The sequence below is a fragment of the Mycobacterium syngnathidarum genome, assembly GCF_001942625.1.
Classification (GTDB): domain Bacteria; phylum Actinomycetota; class Actinomycetes; order Mycobacteriales; family Mycobacteriaceae; genus Mycobacterium; species Mycobacterium syngnathidarum.
On record NZ_MLCL01000062.1, the window covers coordinates 66,201 to 84,535 of the forward strand.

Below are 18,335 nucleotides of genomic sequence, written 5' to 3' on the forward strand. Positions count from 1 at the left end.
TCAGGCGCCGGCTGCCTGAAGGGCAGGCAGCTGCTGCATCTCGACCTCGTCCACCGAGGCCAGCTGCGAGTACAGGGACTCGGCGACGTCGAAGACGTTGACCTGGCCCTCGTAGTCGGCGATGTACAGCCGGGTGCCGTTGTCGCGCACAGTGACCGCGGCGGGCTGGGCGTGCACATCCACACTGCCCTGGATCTGGTTGGTCAGCGCGCACCACACGATGACGCGGTCGTAGTCGACCAGGTAGGCGCGGGTGGCGTCGGGGCTGAGCACCAGCAGCGTGGGCGCACCGCCGACCTCGACGGCATCCACTACTGCACCGGCGGTCAGGTCGACGGTGTGGATCACACCGCGATGCTCCAGATCGGAGGTCAGCACGTAGGCGACGCCGTCGCCGATGGCGATGTCGCGGATCGGGGCACCGATCCACACTGTGGCCTGCGCCTGCGCGGTTTCGGTGTTGACGACGACCAGCCGGCTGCCACGGAGGTCGGAGGTCGCGACGTACAGGCGCTTGCCGGTCGAGTCGATCTCCAGCGCGTCCAGGTTGACGCCCTCGCCGGTGGCGATGTCGATCGCGCCGACGCGCTCGGCGGTGGTGTCGATGACGGCGATGTCGATGCGCTCGTGACCGGCGCGGCCGGCGAACACACGCTTGCCGTCGGGGCTGATGGCCAGGGCGGTGACGCTGAGGGCCAGCGGGTATTCGTTGAGCACCGCACCGGTGATGGTGTCGACGGTCACGATCGAGTCGTGAGTGGCCGTGGCGACGCTGACATAGGCGCGGTCATCGGCGACGACGACGGCGAATGGGTCTCCTTCGAGTCGGACCGAACCAACCAGGCCCATGGTGTGGGGGTTGATGACGGTCAGGCTCTGGGCCGCGGCGTTGGTGACGACGACGGTTTCGCGGTCGGGGTCGACGGCGATGTCACCGATGGGCCCGCGCCCGACCTCGGCCAGGCCGGCCACGTCGATGTCGTCGAGGGCACCGTCAAATGCGACGCCGCGGGCGGCCGTATCGTCGATGGCGCGGTCATTGCGGCCGGGGCGCAGCGCTTCACTCAGCGCGCGCAGGAAGTTGTTTGCCATCGCTATCGGCACCTCCGCCGGCAAGGCTTATACCGGCTCTAGATTCCAGGTCGATCTGCGCCGGGAGTGGCGCGGTTACGTTGAGTCTAGCGACGAATACGACAGGCTTTGGACGAGTTCGCAGCGAATAACCGGCCGTGGATAGCACTCTCTCAGAATGCGCTTAAGAAATTCTTCGTTATCGACTCGTTACTTTTTGTCCGCATTTGATTAAATGCGTGTTACCAGGGACTTCTCAGTCCACGCCGAACGTGTCGCATTTCACGATCAGTGTGGCCGTCAATAGCATTTCTTACCATCACCGGCAAAAGTGAGCGGTAGATCACACCACGCCACGACAGCAAACTTTCCTCGGCGTCAACCCCTGGCCGACTGGCGGCAATCCCCAAAAACTGTTACCGCTGTGAAAATTGAGCCGAGCCGAATCCATGGTTCGCTGACCAAAAACTAGTTCGCGACCGGCTGTAGCTGGAGGCTGACCTCGCATGACCCGTGCCGCGCATCGGGCCGGACCGACACTTCGTACCTGCCCCCGATGGCCTCGGCATTCAGGTCAATAACCTCTTGCATCAGGCCCTGCTGGATTCCTCGGACCACCTCCGGAGAGCCGACCGCCACCTCGGCCAGCGGACAGGTGCAGATCTCTACGGACACCTCGCCGAACGATGTGAGCACCGAGCGGGCCTCGAATCCCAGCTCACCCAGGGTAGCCAGCACCAGATCTGCCACCGACGTCTCGCCGCGGCGTCGTGTCACCCGCACTTGGTGGGCAAGGTCTGCACCGATCCGTAGCGCGCGAGCCTCTCGTTCCTCAGGGGTACCGCCCAGGTGGGCCGCGAACAGCGCTACCACGTCGGCGTAGTCCAGTCGCGGCACGGTCTCGTACGTCAGCCGGGGGCGGCCCACTCGCCCAGCTCCGGAATCCGTGTCACCACGCCGGATGACACCCTGGCTCTCCAGCGTGCTCAAGTGAAACCGCGCTGTCGTGACGTGGATCTGTAGCGCCTCGGCGATCTGTCGAGCGTCCACGGGGTTGTCCGCGGCACGTAGCAGGTCGAGGACCCGCCGCCGCTGTTGGCCGACCGCCCGGTCCGATTCGACGTGTTCACCATGCCGGGGCATGTACACATCATGCACGCGCGGGCCGTCCACCCCTGGCGCAGCTGCCATTTCGAGACACCTAGGCCGCGTCGGGCACCACCGCAACGATCGCCACGGCAGTGAGCTGCTCGCGGTAGCGGTTGAAGGTTTTGCGCATGTGCAGCACGCGTTTCCGGGCGGCCGGATGAGACAGCACGTTCACGACGATCCGCAGTGCGCCGAACACTCCTTCGTCGGCGATCACGCGTCGCGGTTGTAGCAGCGCCATGGGCGCGCGATCGACGCTCGACACCTCGAAGCCCGCGCTGGTCAGCAGCTCGGTCCACTCGGCCACGGTCAACGGCCGGGCGTTGACCTTGATGGCCCTGGCCATCTCATGCCGTATGTCGTCCTTGACCGCCTCGTCCAAGCCGTCGGGTGTCAACCCCAACTCGTGAATTGCATAGCGCCCCCCGGGGCGCAGTACCCGAAACGCTTCGCAGACGATGGCCCGCTTGGCCTTGTCCCCTTGCATGGTCAGCATTGCCTCGCCGACGACGACGTCGGCTGAGCCGGCGTGCAGACCAGTGTCGGCGGCACCGGCGGCGATCAGTTGGCCGCCGGTGGCGGCTACCGCTTTCCTCAGCAGCGCGGAGGTGGTCGCGCTGTCGTCGACACCGACGTAGGAGCGGGGCTGCTGCGCCGCGATGTCGGTCGCGGTGCGGCCGAGCCCGGGCCCGAACTCGACGACGGCGGCTCCGTTGATCCCGGCTGCGGCCAGCAACCTTGTCGTCAGCTCCAGTCCGCCCGGTCGGAGCACCCGCTTGCCCAGCCGGGCCAGCAGCCAGTGCCCAGGCAGGTCACCGTCGGATCGGCGCGCGAGCGGCAGATCGTTCTTGCCTGTCATTTCGGGACCCCTCCCTACAGGCTGTGCACGACGTACTGCACAGCAGGACAACGGAAAACAGGGCGCACGTGTACGCCAGGGCGAAGTTGAGCCGCGGCGGATTCAGGACGATGCCCTGCCCGGTGGCGTAGACCCCACTACGGCTGCGGTGCCGGCGACCAGAGCAACGAGGCCCTTCATCAGCGGTTCCTTAATTTAGAGGAGAAGTATGCGGTTAACCGTAGAAGTTTGGTTAGCCTAAGGCAACACCTTCGCCTCGGAACACCGAATGCGTGAGTTGGCCCGACGGTGCTCTCAGAGCCGCAGCGCGGCCGCGGTGGCCGGACCGACGATGCCGTCGACCTTGAGCCCTCGAGTACGGCGCTGGAACGCCTTGACGGCGGCCTCGGTCTTCGGGCCGAACACACCGTCCACCTCGAGATCCCCCGCATACGCGGCATAGGCGTGTTTGAGCCGGCGCTGCAAGTGGGCGACCTCGGGTCCTTCCATCGGCCGGAACATCAGCACGTTGGCGTACTGCCCGACCGGAGCCGGGGGCCTCGGCGTCGGCGCCGGACGCGTGATGTCGCCGATCTGCGCCTGGATGTCGGCACGCAGGAGGTCCATGTCGATGGCGCCCGGATCCCATTTACCTTGCGCTCGGCCCGCGTACTCCTTGTGCCCGATGGTGCGTTCAGAGGTCTGCGCCAGCCGCCGATTGATCGCAGCGCAACACCGCACCAGCGCGAAATACTGTGCGTCAGGCCAGTTCCTACGGTGCGGCGCGGTGGGACTGGTGCCGCTGTTGGCGCATTCGATACCGATCATGTGCCAGTTGCCCATGTTCGTCGGCAACCACGGGTACATGCCGACGCCGGCATGCCAGGCCACGCCGAGTGCCACCACCGTCACCGTGCCGTCGCGCGCGATGTGCAGCTGCGACAGCGGGCCGGAAAGATCCGGGCGGCCGTTGGCGATCGACGCCGCCGTCGCGGTATCCGACCCGGTGTGATGCACCATGACCCCGCGGATGTCCTTGAAGTCTCCATGCCCCCGCGTGCGCCAGCCCGGATACTCGAGGAGGTCGATACCTTCGGCCCGCAGTACGTCGGCCAGCCAGACCGGGTCGCCGGTCCATCGTCCCGTCTGAGGCACTGAGATTCCGCTCCTTTTCCATTCCTGTGCAGCAACTACCTGAGAAGACCAGGCTACGCGCAGTAACCGACACCACGTCGCATGCCGCAGAGCGGTCAGACCGGTTATGCATCAACCGCTTTGCTCGCCGGCACCCCACCTGCAACCGGCAGCCCTCGGCGGTTCGCGACCACACGAGATAGCAAAGGACCCGGTGAGGCGGGCAAATACTCTTTCCACCCCATCGAAGGCCGGATGTGCGAGCATCTGCGCATGGACCCGAAGGACGACCCCGAGGCCCGCATCCGGGAACTCGAGCGCCCGCTAGCCGATGCCGCTCGCACCTCGGAACTCGGAACCGAGGGCCCGGCCGCCCCGCCCCCGACCCAGCCCTGGACACAGGCGAACACCTTTCCGCCGCCACCTCCCGGGCCTCCGGCGCCTTGGCCGGGTTACCAGCCGTATCCGGCGCCGCCTGCCCCGCAGCGCAGCGCCGGCAGCATGCACTTGTTCCTGGTGTTCGGCGGACTCGCGGCCGCGCTGGTGGTCGGCGGCATTGTGACGGCCTACCTGGCGTTCAACGAGACCGACACCGGAGACTCGGCCTCCGGCACGGTCAGCGACACCCAGTCGACCACCATCCGGCAGACCACCATCAGCGGCGTGCCACTCCCGGGATCCGCTGCGCCGACCCAGGTTCCGGCGGGAGAGACCCTGATCGTCTCGGGGATCAACGAGCACCGAACTGTCGAGTGCCGGGACAACACGGTGATCGTCAGCGGCATCGAGAACGAATTGGACATCACGGGTCACTGCGCTGCGATCACCGTGTCCGGCGTCGAGAACGTCATCACCGTCGAATCCGTCGACACCATCGGGGTATCCGGATTCGACAACCGGGTCACCTACCGCACGGGTGAACCGGACGTGAGTAAATCGGGTCAGTCCAACGTGGTCGAGCGAGGCTGACCGGAGCCGGCCGGGGTCCGGGGACACCCGAGGAATTCGCAGAGCAGCGCGACCAACGGCGCCGGGTTGTCTTCGGGCACCCAGGCATAGGAGTCGTCAATGTGCTTCAGCGTGGCCCGCGGCAGCGTCTGGGCCAGTCGGCGTGCACCCTCGGCCGGAAAGTAGCGCTCCTCCCGCGGCCAGACCACCAGTGCGGGCCTGTCGTAGTCGGCCAGCTGTGGTGAGTATTCGGCCAGGTACGCCGGTGACAGCCCGCCCAGGAACCGCCGGAGATCATTTCGCACCAACGGATCACAACGCAGTGGCCGCAGGTACTCCGCCATGACGTCGGCCGGGATGGGTCGTTTGGTCGCGCCGCCGTAGGTGATCCGGAGCCGTTGTACGGGTTTCAGTCCGATGGCCTTCGACTGCACCACATTGGCTCCTGGTAGCGAGGTGAGCCGGGCCAGCACCTTGACCGGCCATGGGTCGGAGTCGAATGCGTTGGTCGCCACGAGCACCAGCGCCTCGACCCGCTGCGGATAGCGCGCGGCGACCACCTGGGCGATGTCGCCGCCGTAACCGTTGCCGATCAACACGGCCTGCTCGATGTCGAGCGCGTCGAGCAGATCGACGACGGTCCGGGCCAGGCCGGGCAGGGTGAGGTCGGCGCCCGGCACCGCCGGGCTGTGCGATCCCAGCGCCAGGTCAGGAGCGAGGCAACGGATCTGGTCACCGAACTGCGCGGCGAGGCCGTCCACCACGTGCCGCCAGACCAGTCCGTTGGCCGCCAGGCCGTGTAACAGCACAACCGGCCGGCCGTTGCCGTGTTCACGTACGCCCACCTGGCCGCAGGGCAGCTGGACCAAGCTCCGGGAGCTGAGTGCGTGCATCGTTACGTCCTCTCGCCACGAGCACCGGGACACAATTAATACAGACTGTATGCAAACACACCGAGCGCCGAACATCAATACATACAGCTTGTTAAAATTTCACCGTGAGTGAAGACGCACGCGACGGCCGAGAACAGCGCAGTGAAGCCACCCGCGCGGCGCTGGTCGCCGCGGCCCGCGCATTGTTCGTCGAACGCGGCTACGCAGCCGTTTCCACGGGGGACATCGCCCGCGTGGCAGCCGTCACGCGCAACGCGCTGTATTACCACTTCCCCACCAAGGAGGCGGTCTTCCGCGCGGTCTACGAGAACGTCGAAGGCGAGCTGGCCGCGCGGGTCCTGCCGGCTGCGCTGGCGCACGACACCAGCAGGGCACAGCTGGAAGCCGGGATCGAGGAGTTCCTGGACGGCTGCTTGGATCCCACGGTGGCGCGGATCAGCGTGCTGCAGGCACCGGCCGCGCTCGGTTTCGCCCAGATGCGCGAAATCGACAACCGCAACTATCTCGGCGCCCTACGCGACGGCATCCGCAGCGCGGTCGATGCCGGTGAGCTGCCCGGCCTTCCGGCCGACACCCTCGCATCGATGATCCTCGGGGCGCTGGACGAGGCGGCCCTGCTGATCGCGACCGCCGACGACGCCAAAACCGCCCGGCGCGACGCCGGCCGGGTGGCCCAGGCCATCGTGGCCGGACTCTTCACGGGCTGAGCTACAGCACCTTCGACAGAAACTCTTGCAGCCGAGGGTGTTTGGGATTGTCGAACACCTCGGCCGGAGTGTCGTCTTCGACGATGTTGCCGTCGGCCATGAAAATCACTCGCGAGGCCACCTCACGTGCAAACCCCATCTCGTGGGTGACCACCACCATCGTCATGCCGCCCTCGGCCAGGTCGCGCAGTACCTGCAGCACATCACCGACCATCTCCGGATCCAGTGCGCTGGTGGCCTCGTCGAACAACATGATCGACGGATTCATCGCCAAGGCCCTGGCGATCGCGACGCGCTGCTTCTGGCCACCGGACAAGGTGGCCGGTTTGACCTTGGCCTTCTCTGCCAGGCCCACCTGAGTCAGCAATTCCATGGCCCGCTTCTCGGCAGCGCCCTTGTCCATCTTCTTGGTCAGCAGCGGCGCCAACGTCACGTTGTCGATCACCGTCATGTGCGGAAACAGGTTGAAGTGCTGGAACACCATGCCGATGTGCTGACGCACCTTGTCCAGGTCCACTTTTCGGTCGGTGAGGTCGAATCCGTCGACGGTGACCTTGCCGGCGGTGATGTCCTCGAGCTTGTTCAGGCACCGCAGGAAAGTGGACTTGCCCGAGCCCGACGGCCCGATGACACAGACCACCTCGCCCTTGCTGACCGTGGTGTCGATGCCGTCCAGCACCACCAGATCGCCGAACGATTTCTTCAGGCCCTCGATGCGGATCTTGACGGTGCCCTCAGGCTCGGCGGCCGCGGCTTCCGGTACCAACTGGGTCATTTCACCATCCGTTTCTCGAGCCGGTCGGAGAGCTTCGTAAGCGCCATGATGACGATGAAGTAGATGATGCCGATGATCAGCCACATGGTGAACGACTGGTAGTTGCGGGCGATGATCAGCCGTCCGGTCTGGGTCAGCTCGGCGATACCGATCACCGACAGGATCGAGGTGTCCTTGAGGGTGATGACGAACTGGTTGACGTACGACGGAATCATGGTGCGAACCGCCTGCGGCAGAATGACTTTGCGCATCGTCGGCAGATACCCGATACCGAGGCTGCGGGCCGCCTCCATCTGCCCCTTGTCCACCGACTGGATTCCGCCGCGGACGATCTCGGTCATGTAGGCACCGGCGTTGAGCGAGAGCGTGATGATGCCCGCGGTCAGCGCCGTCATCTGGAATCCGAGCGCGGTCGGGATGCCGAAGTAGATGAAAAAGGCCTGCACCAGAAGCGGTGTGCCGCGGAAGATGTCGACGTAGGTGGTGCCGATCGCCCGCAAGATGATCGACCGCGACACCCGGAAGAGCCCGAACACGATGCCGAGTACCAGCGCGATGGCGATCGACACCACCGTCAGGATGATCGTCATCTTCAGGCCGGCCATAAGGAACGGGAAAGTGCTCTCAAGCAGGCCGAAGAACGAGTTGTCCGCGTCCGATGCCCCCTCGCCGAGGTACTTCTCGATGATCTCGTCGTAGCGGCCGGAATCCTTGAGTTCTTTCAGACCCGCGTTGAACTTCTCCAACAACTCGGCGTTGCGCCCCTTGTTGACCGCGAAGCCGTAGCTGGAACCCTTCTCCTTCGGTGTCACGGTCTTGAACCCGTTGCCTTGCTGGATGCCGTAGTTCAGCACCGGGTAGTCCTCGAAGATCGCCACGGAATTACCCGTCTTGACTTCCTCGAACATCGACGCCGAATCGGCGAACGAGACGATCCGGAAGCCGTACTTGTCCTTGATCGACTCGGCGAACTCGGCGCCCTCGGTGCCGTTCTTGACCGCGACCCGCTTGCCCTTGAGGTCGGCGTAGGACTTGATGTCCTCGTTGGTGTCCAGCACGGCCATCTGCACGCCGGATTCGAAGTACGGGTCGGAGAAGTCGAAGACTTTCTTGCGCTCGTCGGTAATCGACATTCCGGCGATCACGCCGTCGGCCTGGTTGGCCTGGACGGCCTGCAGCGCGGCGTCGAAGCCCAGCGGCTTGACGGTGATGTTGAAATTCTGATTCGCCGCGATCTCGTTGATGAGGTCAATGTCGATGCCGACGAATTTCCCGTCCGCATCCTGGAATTCGAACGGCGCAAAGGTGATGTCGGTGGCGACGACGTAGGTCTCGCCCTCGGCGGCAGCGCTGGCCGGGGCCAGCATCGCGGCCCCGAACAGCCCGACCAGCAACGCCACGACGGCGGCCATCAGCCGTTGCGGGGACCGGACGCCTCCGGTGATGCCCTCACCCGACGTGGATTCGGCTCTCATCGTCCAGTCTCCTATCCAGGTATGAAACGACGAGTCCTCACGCTATCGCCGCGACGACGATCAGGCCGGGATTTCCGGGGTCCGACAGGCCGCTCCGGCTTAGCATCAACTGATGGCCGAGCACGTCAAGACGCCGCGGGAGCCGTTCGAAAGCAACGCAAAGATCAAGTCGCATTCCTTCGGTGAGCGCAATGACGGGGAGGCGCTCAACGCCTCCGGCGTCGTGCAGGTGGCGCCCGATCGCTTTGTCTTCATCGACAATCACGACAGCACAGCGGTTTTCGATCTCATCCTGGATCGGGACGACGACAAGCTGCGGCGGATCCAGCGGCGTGAATTGACGGGTGTGACGAAGCGCCAGCTCGGTGATCCCGAGGGGCTGGCCCGGATGGATGCTGACGGCCGGATCCACCTCATTGCAGCCTCCTCGCTGTCTGCATCCGGTTCCCACCCCAATGACGGACTGGTCCGGATCAGCTACGCCGACTCCGGTGACCTGCCGGCCGAACCGATGACAGGCTTCCGGTCCTGGCTACTGGCGCATCAGCCCGCCTTGGTCGCGGCGGCCGCTTCCAAACCCGACGACGGCGGGCTCAACATCGAAGGTTTGGCGTGGGATCCCGGCGCACGCGCACTGCTGTTCGGTGTGCGGGGGCCTGCGCAGCCCGGGCAGGTGACGATCATCGAGGTGCCCGTGCACACTGACAGGCCCGGATGGACCACGGCCTGCCTGGGTGAGCCGGTCGCCCGAACGGTGCGCGTTCCTCATTCGGACGCGCTGCAGGGCATCCGCGACATCTCTTACGACGAGCGTTCCGGTCAGTTCCTGATCCTGCTCGGCAAGTCGCTGAGCAAGAAAGGTGAACCGTTCGCGCTGTGTACCTGGACCCGCGGCGCCGAAGCCCTGCAGGTATCGGGGACTCGCTTCCGAAGGTCGATGAAGCCGGAGGGCTGCACCGCTTTCTATACCGACGGTGGGCGCCGGATCCTGATCGTCGACGATCGTGGCGGCTATGCGGTGATCGGGTAGAAGCTACGCTCGGTGGTCGGCGCGCGCCGCACCCCATTTTGCTTGCACCAGAGCGGATCTGACGTCCAAGACGTTGTCGAGCGAGTACAGCGGGTGCGCCGACCACCCGGTCGGCCATCCAATTGCGGTGTACGGGAACATGTTTCCTTGCACAGGGAAGATCCCGGATGCCCGCCATCGGACAATGGCAAAGTGAGTGTCCGGGTTTACAAATCGATCCCGGTGTCCATTTTTCCGTCTCCCGAAGCCGAGCTGTAAAAGGACGTTCGGTTCGATACGTCGCATAAAGAGGTAGTGCACTACGCGTGAGGGGTGGCCACAACCGGCCGTACGTTCTGTGCATCAGAGCGCCTGACAGTACGGCGCTTGGTTCGAAGGAAGTTTCGACATGAGCGTTTTCCACCCGGTTTCCACGGTCAAGCGCGAAACCGCACGAAATTCCGCATCGGTCCGGCACTCGCACGAGCCGGTGCTCATCACCGAACAGCAGGTGCTGTTCAGCACCGCCGCCGCAGCGGGCGCACCCGCGCACCACAACATCGTCACGATGATGTCGCAGGCGGTGGCATCGGTCGCCGAACACTGGCACACCCTCGCCGACCGGCGGCGCGCCACCTACTACCCGCCGCGGTGCAGCTATCTGGAGCACAGCCTGATGGCGCGCGAAATGGATCGACTCTGAACGAATGCCCGGTCAGCCCGCCAACGCTACCGGCGCGACCACCTCAGAGTAGCGAGACGCGTCACCGGCGACAGTCCGGCTGCGCCGGCCGTGCACGTCGACCGGCACATCTCCGGCCAAGGTTATGCGGCTCAACCGACGAAACTGGTCGCCGTAATCGGCCACTGCATAGTGCTGGGTCGCCCGGTTGTCCCAGATCGCCAGGTCACCTGGTTCCCAATTCCATCGAATCGTGTTCTCCAGCTTGATGACCCGGTTCTGGAGCAGCTGGAACAAGGTGGCAGATTCGGCGGCACCCAAGCCGACGAACTGCTTGACGAAGTGCCCGAGCAGCAGAACTTTGTTGCCTGTTTCGGGATGGACCCGCACCACCGGATGTTCGGTCTCGAAGTATTCGGACTCGAATTCTTCGCGGTACTGACGGTGGCCCTCGACCGGTTCCTCGTGGCGCCCGTCGTAATCGGCCGCATAGTCGTACTGGTTGGTGTGCACGGCCCACAGATTCTCGACCAGGGCGCGCAGCGGCTCCGGCAGCCGGTCATAGGCCGCCTCGGTCGATGCCCACGTCGTGGTGCCACCGTAGTTCGGCAACGCGACCGCCCTCAGCAGTGAGGCTTTCGGGACGCGGTCGATGAACGTCACATCGGTGTGCCAACTGTTCGCTTTGTCATAACGGGAGTCGATGGGCAGGATCCGGTCGCCGCGCGAGGTAACCGTCGGGTGCGCTTTCGTCGGGGTACCGAGCAACCGGGCGAATGCCAGCTGTCCGTGGTCGTCGAGGTGGTGTTGCCCACGGAAGAAGACAACCTTGTGCTCAAGAAGAGCGTCGTTGATCGACGACACCGCGGCCGGCTGGAGGTCGCCGTTGACGTCGATTCCGTCGATGCGGGCCCCGATGTGGGCGCCGAGCTTCACTACACGTAGAGAGGACACCCCGACACCATGGGCGGCAGGGCGCCGGAACACCACGGTTGCGCTCACCGCGAGCGCAACGGCCTTGGAAGGTCAGTCGATCCGGATGACGTAGGTGCCGTCGTCGTACCGCTCGATCTGGCCGTCGAGGGCGTTGATCCACACCGGGGTGTCGCGACGTGAGCCGAGGAACGCGCTCTGCACCGAACCCCCGGGCTGCAGATCGACGTTCCACTCGTCGTCCTGGGCGACGATGGTGAGGATCTCCTCGCCATTGGCGCGGCGGATCGAGATCAGCTGACCATTGGAATCCAGATCCTCCAGGTCCGCATCGTCGTCATCGAGGTACTCATCAAGCTCAGCGTCATCGAAGATCTCGGCGTCCGAACCCCTGACATCGTCATGCACGCCGACGACTGTACCGAGGATCACGTTTTCCGATGAAGACCCCCGGGCGTTGAACCGCTAACGTGCATCCGACGTTTACAGGATGTTCGCCCGGGGAACAACGAGTCCCGCTGTGGCGTTGGCCAAGCATTGGTCTGGTTATTAGGAGGATCATCTATGGCAACCGATTACGACGCACCTCGCGTCAAAGACACAGACGAGGCCACTGACGAGTCTCTCGAGGAACTGGCCGCCCAGCGGCGCACCTCGGCGAATACCGCGGTCATCGACGAGGACGAGGTGGTCGACTCGTTCGATCTGCCCGACGCCGACATCTCCGGTGAGGAATTGAGCGTACGGGTCGTCCCGAAGCAGGACGACGAATTCACCTGCTCGAGCTGTTTCCTGGTGCAGCACCGCAACCGGATGGCACTGCAAAAGGGCGACCAGCAGCTCTGCGTCGATTGCGTCTAGCTCTCACCGGACGCCGGCCCGGCTGATTTTCCGGTGACCTGGGGCGGTGGTCGCCTACCGTGACCACCATGACCGATGCCGCCATCCGCCAGCGCATCGCCGAGGGCGTGAGCGCGATCCGTGCGCGCGACCTCGACACGCTGACCGCCCTTTATGCACCCGACGTCGTCTCATTCGACCTGGGCGCACCGCTGCGATACGCCGGCGACGACAACAAGCGAAGGGCCTGGCAGGAGGTCTTCAGTGCGTACACCGGCCCGATCGGCTACGACGTACACGAGTTGACCGTCACCACCGAGGGCGACATCGCGTTCGTGCACAGCCTCAACCACGTGCGCGGCACCCTGGCCAGCGGCCGCGCCACCGACATGTGGTTGCGATGGACAGCCTGCCTGCGGTGCGTCGACGGCATCTGGCTGGTATTCCACGACCACGTCTCGGTACCGGCGGACCTGGAGTACGGCAAGGCAATTGTGAATCTCACGCCATGATCCGCCGGAATCGCCCCCACCACGGCGTCTAGTTCCTATCCTCAGACCTGCAGACCGGCAACGACGTTGGGGGCGCAGATGTCTGACAGTGCCATGGTGGAAGCCCGACATGTCCAGCACAGCTACCACTTCGACCGGCACACCCCGCAATACCGCGACCGGTTCGAGCCGATCACTTCGGAGATGCTGGACTCCTGCCCGCTGGCCTGGACCGACACCTATGGCGGGCACTGGGTGGCCGCCGGCAGCAGCGAGGTCTTCGAACTGGCCCGCTGCCCACACATCTCGAACGACAACGACATCGTGGGTGAGCGAAAAGGCTACCGGGGCATCAATATTCCGCGCGCCGAGGCCAGCACCCAGTTCCGTGGCGGCATGTTGGAGATGGACGATCCCGAACACCGGGCGTACCGGACACCGCTGAACGGGTATCTCTCACCGGCCGCGGTCGCGCGGTGGAAGCCGGTGGTCGACGAACTCGTCCGGGCGTGTCTGGACGAGAAGATCGAAGACGGCAGTATCGATTTCGTCGACGATCTGGCGAACATCGTCCCGGCGGTGCTGACGCTGGGCCTGCTCGGTGTCCCGCTCGCCGAATGGGAGATCTACTGCGAACCCGCGCACGCCTCGGTCTACACGCGCGCCGACTCCCCCGACGCCAAACGCGTCTTCGACCTGTCCGTGGCGTCGGCGGTACACATGATGGGCCACGTGGCTGTGATTCGCGACGATCCGCGGCCGGGGTTGATCGACGCCATGGTCCGCATGCGTATCGATGGCGAGCCGGCACCCGACTCGGAGATCCTGGGCATGCTCATGCTCTTGATCGGCGGCGGTTTCGACACCACGACGGCGCTGACCGCGCACTCGCTCGAGTGGCTCTCGCAGCACCCTGATCAGCGTGAGCGGTTGAGCCGGGACCGCAACGCGCTGCTGCACTCGGCAACCGAGGAGTTTCTACGGTTCTTCACCCCGGCACCCGGTGATGGCCGCACCGTCGCCGGGGACATCGAGGTAGGTGGCGTGCCACTCAAGGAAGGTGAGCGGCTGTGGCTGTCCTGGGCGATGGCCAACCGCGACCCACGCGTCTTCGAGAACCCGAACGAGCTGATGATGGACCGAACGGGCAACCGGCACTTCAGTTTCGGGCTCGGGGTGCACCGCTGCATCGGTTCGAACGTGGCACGCATGGTGTTCAAGTCGATGCTCACCGGCGTGCTCGACCGGATGCCGGATTACCGTTGTGACCCTGACGCACCGTGCACTACGAGACCATCGGCGTCATCCAGGGCATGCAGCACCTGCCCGCGACCTTCACCCCTGGTCGCCGGACCGGTCCGGGCCTGGCCGAAACGCTGCAGAAACTGCAACGGGTCTGCGACGAGCAAGAGTTGGCCGCGCCGATTACCGTGCACAAGGCGACCGCGGTCATCGACTGAAAGTGAACGACATGAAACCCCTGATCACTACCCGACACCTGATCGTCACCGCCTGCTCCGCGGTCGCGGTGGTGGCAGCGGCGGCGACCACGGTCGCCGCCCTGCCCGCTCCGGCGACCGTGCTGGCGGCCTGCCCGAATGGCGAGGACAACGACACCTACACCGGCAACTGCGTCCCCTACCTGATCCCGAACTCACCGAGCGGCAACACGCTGTGCCCGCCCGGGGTCAGCGGCACCGAGTGCGGCTCGGCAGAAGGCCAGGCCACGCCCACCGCCCCGGTCGCGCCGACCGGCCCCGAGCAGGAACTCGAAGACGTGAGCACGCCGGACTTCTGATGGCACGACGAACATGACGACCGGATCCCAAGGTGAGATCCAGCTCGAAAACGACTGGTTCCGTGTGACTCGGTGGACGATCGACCCCGGCGGTGCGATACCGATGCACCGGCACGATCACGAGTACGTGGTCGTCCCGCTGGTCACCGACACCATGCATGTGGTCACCGCTGACGGTATCGAGATCGTCGCGGAGCTCGTGGCCGGCCAGAGCTATTCCCGCCCCGCGGGCTCTGAACACACCGTCGAGAATCGCGGTGACCTCAACCCGATCGTCTTCGTGGAGGTGGAGCGCCTCACCTGACGTCGAGGCGCTACCGGATCACCAGAACCCAAGGTCGACCGACGCGGGAGGCACACATGGTCAGCGTCACTGCCCCGTTATGGCTAGGACTGCTGATCGGTGCCGCATTCAGTGTGCCTGCCTCGATATGGGGAATAGGCAACCCCGAGACCATCATTCGAACTGCCAGGCTCGTCGATCGGCTCCTCCTCGGCTGCTTTCTGTTCGTCACCGCGATTGGCGCTGTCCTGCTGTACGGCCTGTACGCGCTGGGATTCTCGATGCACTTCTCACCACGGCCCACGTATCTGGTCGGCGTCACCCTCGGCGGGATCTTGTTCGGCGCCGGGGCGGCGGTCAGCGGCTACTTCCCCGGCACCGAGATGATTGCGCTCGGAGAGGGGCGCCAAGACGTTCTGGCAGCGCTGCCGGGCGGCCTTCTCGGCGCCGCAGCGTGGACGGCGGTCTATCAGACCGACGCCGGCAAATGGCTGGTGCATACCGCCGATCTCGGTGACCTCGTAGCCACCGGGAACATCGCGGATATCCGACCCATCCCGATGTTCACCATTTCAATCGCCTATGCGGCAGCCGCATTGACGCTGTTGTATTACCTGCCCCGCTATGTCGGGGGCAGGCATAGCTGTTTTCAGCACTTGCGCGGGACCGCCGCCCCGGTCGATGAGCATGATCGGGCGTTCGCCGTGGACACCTCCGCCTATCTTGCCGAAGGTGCGGCCATGACCGCCCGGACCGCCCAACTGTCACGGGCGGCGGCGCGACGGGTCCTCAGCGCGAGCTTCTTCGCGCGCACGACCGCCGTGGCGGCGGCGTTCGTCGCCGTGCTCGTGGTCCTGTCACTGTTCCTTCGTCAGCCCTTCGGCATGTCGACCACCTACTCCTGGGTGGTGGGGCACCTGTTCATGCCGGGCTTCGACTACAGCCGGCAGGTATTTGCCACAATCGGCTGGGAGCCCCTGGTCGTGCTCGGAGTCCTGATCGGGTCCCTCTTCTCGGCACTGTTCATCACGGGCCGCTTCAACGCGTTCCGCCCCGTCGTACCGCCGTCGTGGCGTAACCGATTCGGTCCCAGCCGAACCAGGCGAGCAACGGCATGCTTTGTGGGATCATTTTTCGTGATCTTCGGGGCGCGCATGGCCGGTGGATGCACCAGCGGCCACACCCTGAGCGGCGGTATCCAGTTGGCGGTCAGCGCATGGCTTTTCACGGCGTCACTGCTCGCCGGGACGCTGCTTACCGCCCGGTTCGTTTATGGCCATTGCAGTTGGGAGGTCGAGCCGGCGAAGCCCGAGGTGTAACGGCCGTCTCGATCACGCCATGCCGGTCTCCCCGATGGGAAAACTTCCCCCGAATCGGGGGACGACGTGGGGCCGCCGCGCTCATAATCTCGTTTTCATGGCGCACAACGAAATCAACGACTGGACCCAACCGGCAGCTCTCGCCATTCCCAAGGAGGGCTACTTCGAACTGACCCGCGGGCGGTACGGCCCGGTCTTCCCCCGAACCCCCGCGTGCTACGGCTTCAACATCATCGCCAAGGTGAAGGAAGGTCCCGAACACGAAGAGGCCATCCGCGCCCACGGCAAGAGCATCGAGGCAGCCGTCGCCGCGCAACCCGACGTTCTGGCCCCGTTGAAACTTCATTATCTGCGGTGGAATCTGTTCGACGTCGGCTCCGGTCTGCACTTCCAATACATGGGCATCTTCGACACCGACTTCGACAAGTACACCGAGGACGCCGTCAAGCTGTTCAGTTCGACCGGTATCACCACGGCATTCACCCATCTGGAGGGGTTCCCAGAGGACTGGAAGACCAACCCGGAGGCGTTCATCATGTACGTCCGTGATCACCAGGTGCCCAGCTTCCTGGAGTATGGCGAGTATCCCTATGTCACCTCCGTCGAGATCAAGAAGGCCCTGCGACTGAAGGCCGCGTTCTCCGACATGCTGGACCAGATGCAGTGACAGCACTCGAATTCGACGACATCCAGCACATCATGCTGACCGGGACGCCCCACCTGACCGGTCGGTATGAGTTCCTGTCCTTCGCCACACCGGAGGCGGGGCGAGGCTGGCTGGCCGAGATGGTTCCGCTGGTCCAGTCGGCCACCGATGTCCGCGAGACGGTCAACGTGTTCAATCGCTGGGTCAACCTGGCATTCACGTGGAGCGGTCTGCGCGCACTGGGCCTGGACGAGGCGTCGCTGGCGAGTTTCCCGGATGAGTTCCGCGAGGGCATGGCATCGCGGGCCGACATCCTCGGTGATACCGGTGCGGCCGCGCCCGAGCACTGGGTGGGTGGGCTCGCGGGCGACGATCTGCATGCGATCGTCATCCTGTTCGCCCGGGATGAGCAGGAACGCGTGCGGTGCGTCGGTGAACACGACGCGCTGCTGACCCGTTGTCCCGGGGTGCGGTCGCTGTCGCATCTCGATCTGGCCGCCACCGCACCGTTCGAGTACGACCACGACCATTTCGGGTACCGCGATCCGGTGTCCCAGCCGCAGATCGAAGGTTCGGGTGAGGCGTTGATACCCGGCGCCGGCGGGTACCTGGCACCGGGCGAGTTCATCCTCGGCTATCCGGACGAGGAGGGGCTGGTATCGAACCATCCTGCCCCCGAGGCGCTTTCGCGCAACGGGAGCTACCTGGCCTACCGCCGGCTGGAGGAACATGTCGGGGTCTTCCGCGACTATCTGAAGCAGAACGGCGAGGGCGCCGAGGGCGAGGAGCTGCTGGCCGCCAAGTTCATGGGCCGCTGGCGCAGCGGCGCACCTTTGGTGCTAGCGCCTGAACATGACGATCCGGAGCTGGGTGCGGACCAGATGCGCAACAACGATTTCGACTACGGCGAGATGGATCCGCACGGCTATGCCTGCCCACTCGGCTCCCACGCCCGACGGCTCAACCCACGCGATACCGAACCGAATCCGAACCGGCGCAGGCTGATCCGGCGCAGCGGCACCTACGGACCGGCACTACCGGAGGGCGTCGCCGACGACGGGGTCGAGCGCGGGGTCGGGATGTTCCTGATCTGCGCCAGCCTGGTGCGTCAGTTCGAGTTCGCCCAGAACGTCTGGATCAACGACACGGCGTTCCAGGAGCTCGGCAACGAGCACGACCCCATCTGCGGCACCCAGGACGGCACATTGGACTTCACCATCCCGAAGCGGCCAATACGGAGGGTACACAAAGGGTTACCCGCATTCACCACGCTGCGCGGCGGAGCGTACTTCTTCCTACCCGGCCTGAACGCGCTGCGCTATCTCTCGACTCTGAAGGATTAGG

At 64.9% G+C, this 18,335-nt stretch carries 20 protein-coding genes and 1 pseudogene; 12 read left to right on the forward strand and 9 right to left on the reverse strand.

Going from position 1 to position 18,335, the window contains the following annotated elements; all coding sequences use genetic code 11:
• The 4 genes from BKG60_RS15890 to BKG60_RS15905 form a co-directional block, all read right to left on the reverse strand.
• Complete coding sequence (locus BKG60_RS15890; RefSeq protein ID WP_070944618.1) at positions 1–1,092, reverse strand: MmpL3/TtfA transport complex stabilizer; 1,092 nt, start codon at positions 1,090–1,092, stop codon at positions 1–3.
• A 447-nt stretch (positions 1,093–1,539) separates the two neighbouring features.
• Entirely contained in the window at positions 1,540–2,214 is a 675-nt protein-coding gene (locus tag BKG60_RS15895) for a helix-turn-helix transcriptional regulator (RefSeq protein WP_070944715.1), read from the reverse strand.
• Between the two features lie 58 nt (positions 2,215–2,272).
• Positions 2,273–3,079: a class I SAM-dependent methyltransferase gene (locus tag BKG60_RS15900; protein WP_070944617.1), complete on the reverse strand. Its 807-nt coding sequence runs from the start codon at positions 3,077–3,079 to the stop codon at positions 2,273–2,275.
• A gap of 294 nt (positions 3,080–3,373) precedes the next feature.
• On the reverse strand, positions 3,374–4,213 hold the full coding sequence (locus tag BKG60_RS15905) for a peptidoglycan recognition protein family protein (RefSeq protein ID WP_070944616.1): 840 nt from the start codon (positions 4,211–4,213) through the stop codon (positions 3,374–3,376).
• 252 nt (positions 4,214–4,465) lie between these two features.
• Between BKG60_RS15905 and BKG60_RS15910 the strand changes: the two genes are divergently transcribed.
• Complete coding sequence (locus BKG60_RS15910) at positions 4,466–5,161, forward strand: DUF3060 domain-containing protein (protein WP_207549557.1); 696 nt, start codon at positions 4,466–4,468, stop codon at positions 5,159–5,161.
• Here the strand turns inward: BKG60_RS15910 and BKG60_RS15915 are convergent.
• Positions 5,134–6,033, reverse strand: a complete 900-nt coding sequence (locus BKG60_RS15915; RefSeq protein WP_070944614.1) for an alpha/beta fold hydrolase — start codon at positions 6,031–6,033, stop codon at positions 5,134–5,136. The two genes, BKG60_RS15910 and BKG60_RS15915, sit on opposite strands and share 28 nt — an antisense overlap.
• Positions 6,034–6,137: 104 nt before the next feature.
• On the opposite strand from BKG60_RS15915, the gene BKG60_RS15920 reads away from it, so the two are divergent.
• Complete coding sequence (locus BKG60_RS15920; RefSeq protein ID WP_070944613.1) at positions 6,138–6,740, forward strand: TetR/AcrR family transcriptional regulator; 603 nt, start codon at positions 6,138–6,140, stop codon at positions 6,738–6,740.
• A 1-nt stretch (position 6,741) separates the two neighbouring features.
• On the opposite strand, the gene BKG60_RS15925 is transcribed toward BKG60_RS15920, so the two are convergent.
• Both BKG60_RS15925 and BKG60_RS15930 read right to left on the reverse strand, forming a co-directional pair.
• Positions 6,742–7,515 (reverse strand): amino acid ABC transporter ATP-binding protein, encoded by a 774-nt coding sequence (locus tag BKG60_RS15925; RefSeq protein ID WP_070186229.1) that lies wholly within the window; start codon positions 7,513–7,515, stop codon positions 6,742–6,744.
• On the reverse strand, positions 7,512–8,927 hold the full coding sequence (locus BKG60_RS15930) for an amino acid ABC transporter substrate-binding protein/permease (RefSeq protein WP_070944714.1): 1,416 nt from the start codon (positions 8,925–8,927) through the stop codon (positions 7,512–7,514). The genes BKG60_RS15925 and BKG60_RS15930 overlap by 4 nt, the downstream gene beginning before the upstream one ends.
• Before the next feature lie 175 nt (positions 8,928–9,102).
• Between BKG60_RS15930 and BKG60_RS15935 the strand changes: the two genes are divergently transcribed.
• The gene (locus BKG60_RS15935) at positions 9,103–10,020 is read left to right on the forward strand and encodes a DUF3616 domain-containing protein (RefSeq protein ID WP_070944612.1); all 918 of its coding nucleotides are present in this window, start codon (positions 9,103–9,105) and stop codon (positions 10,018–10,020) included.
• 388 nt (positions 10,021–10,408) lie between these two features.
• The gene (locus BKG60_RS15940; protein ID WP_070944611.1) at positions 10,409–10,702 is read left to right on the forward strand and encodes a hypothetical protein; all 294 of its coding nucleotides are present in this window, start codon (positions 10,409–10,411) and stop codon (positions 10,700–10,702) included.
• A 12-nt stretch (positions 10,703–10,714) separates the two neighbouring features.
• Here the strand turns inward: BKG60_RS15940 and BKG60_RS15945 are convergent, their stop codons facing one another.
• Positions 10,715–11,635: a TauD/TfdA dioxygenase family protein gene (locus tag BKG60_RS15945; protein WP_070944713.1), complete on the reverse strand. Its 921-nt coding sequence runs from the start codon at positions 11,633–11,635 to the stop codon at positions 10,715–10,717.
• A gap of 72 nt (positions 11,636–11,707) precedes the next feature.
• The gene (locus BKG60_RS15950) at positions 11,708–12,022 is read right to left on the reverse strand and encodes a hypothetical protein (protein ID WP_239252644.1); all 315 of its coding nucleotides are present in this window, start codon (positions 12,020–12,022) and stop codon (positions 11,708–11,710) included.
• Between the two features lie 156 nt (positions 12,023–12,178).
• On the opposite strand from BKG60_RS15950, the gene BKG60_RS15955 reads away from it, so the two are divergent.
• The 8 genes and pseudogenes from BKG60_RS15955 (at position 12,179) to BKG60_RS15990 (ending at position 18,334) form a co-directional block, all read left to right on the forward strand.
• Positions 12,179–12,475 (forward strand): DUF4193 domain-containing protein, encoded by a 297-nt coding sequence (locus BKG60_RS15955; protein ID WP_070186226.1) that lies wholly within the window; start codon positions 12,179–12,181, stop codon positions 12,473–12,475.
• A 68-nt stretch (positions 12,476–12,543) separates the two neighbouring features.
• Positions 12,544–12,966 (forward strand): YybH family protein, encoded by a 423-nt coding sequence (locus BKG60_RS15960; protein ID WP_070944711.1) that lies wholly within the window; start codon positions 12,544–12,546, stop codon positions 12,964–12,966.
• A 78-nt stretch (positions 12,967–13,044) separates the two neighbouring features.
• Positions 13,045–14,405 (forward strand): annotated as a pseudogene (locus BKG60_RS15965) (cytochrome P450).
• Between the two features lie 11 nt (positions 14,406–14,416).
• Entirely contained in the window at positions 14,417–14,743 is a 327-nt protein-coding gene (locus BKG60_RS32495; RefSeq protein ID WP_070186262.1) for a hypothetical protein, read from the forward strand.
• Positions 14,744–14,756: 13 nt separating this feature from the next.
• Complete coding sequence (locus BKG60_RS15975) at positions 14,757–15,047, forward strand: cupin domain-containing protein (RefSeq protein WP_070186224.1); 291 nt, start codon at positions 14,757–14,759, stop codon at positions 15,045–15,047.
• Positions 15,048–15,103: 56 nt separating this feature from the next.
• A complete protein-coding gene (locus BKG60_RS15980) occupies positions 15,104–16,345 on the forward strand; it encodes a YeeE/YedE thiosulfate transporter family protein (RefSeq protein ID WP_070944609.1) in 1,242 nt (413 codons plus the stop codon).
• A gap of 97 nt (positions 16,346–16,442) precedes the next feature.
• Positions 16,443–17,012 (forward strand): hypothetical protein, encoded by a 570-nt coding sequence (locus tag BKG60_RS15985; RefSeq protein WP_070186222.1) that lies wholly within the window; start codon positions 16,443–16,445, stop codon positions 17,010–17,012.
• Complete coding sequence (locus BKG60_RS15990; protein WP_341271949.1) at positions 17,009–18,334, forward strand: Dyp-type peroxidase; 1,326 nt, start codon at positions 17,009–17,011, stop codon at positions 18,332–18,334. Before BKG60_RS15985 ends, BKG60_RS15990 begins: the two co-directional genes overlap by 4 nt.
• Position 18,335 lies beyond the last annotated feature (1 nt).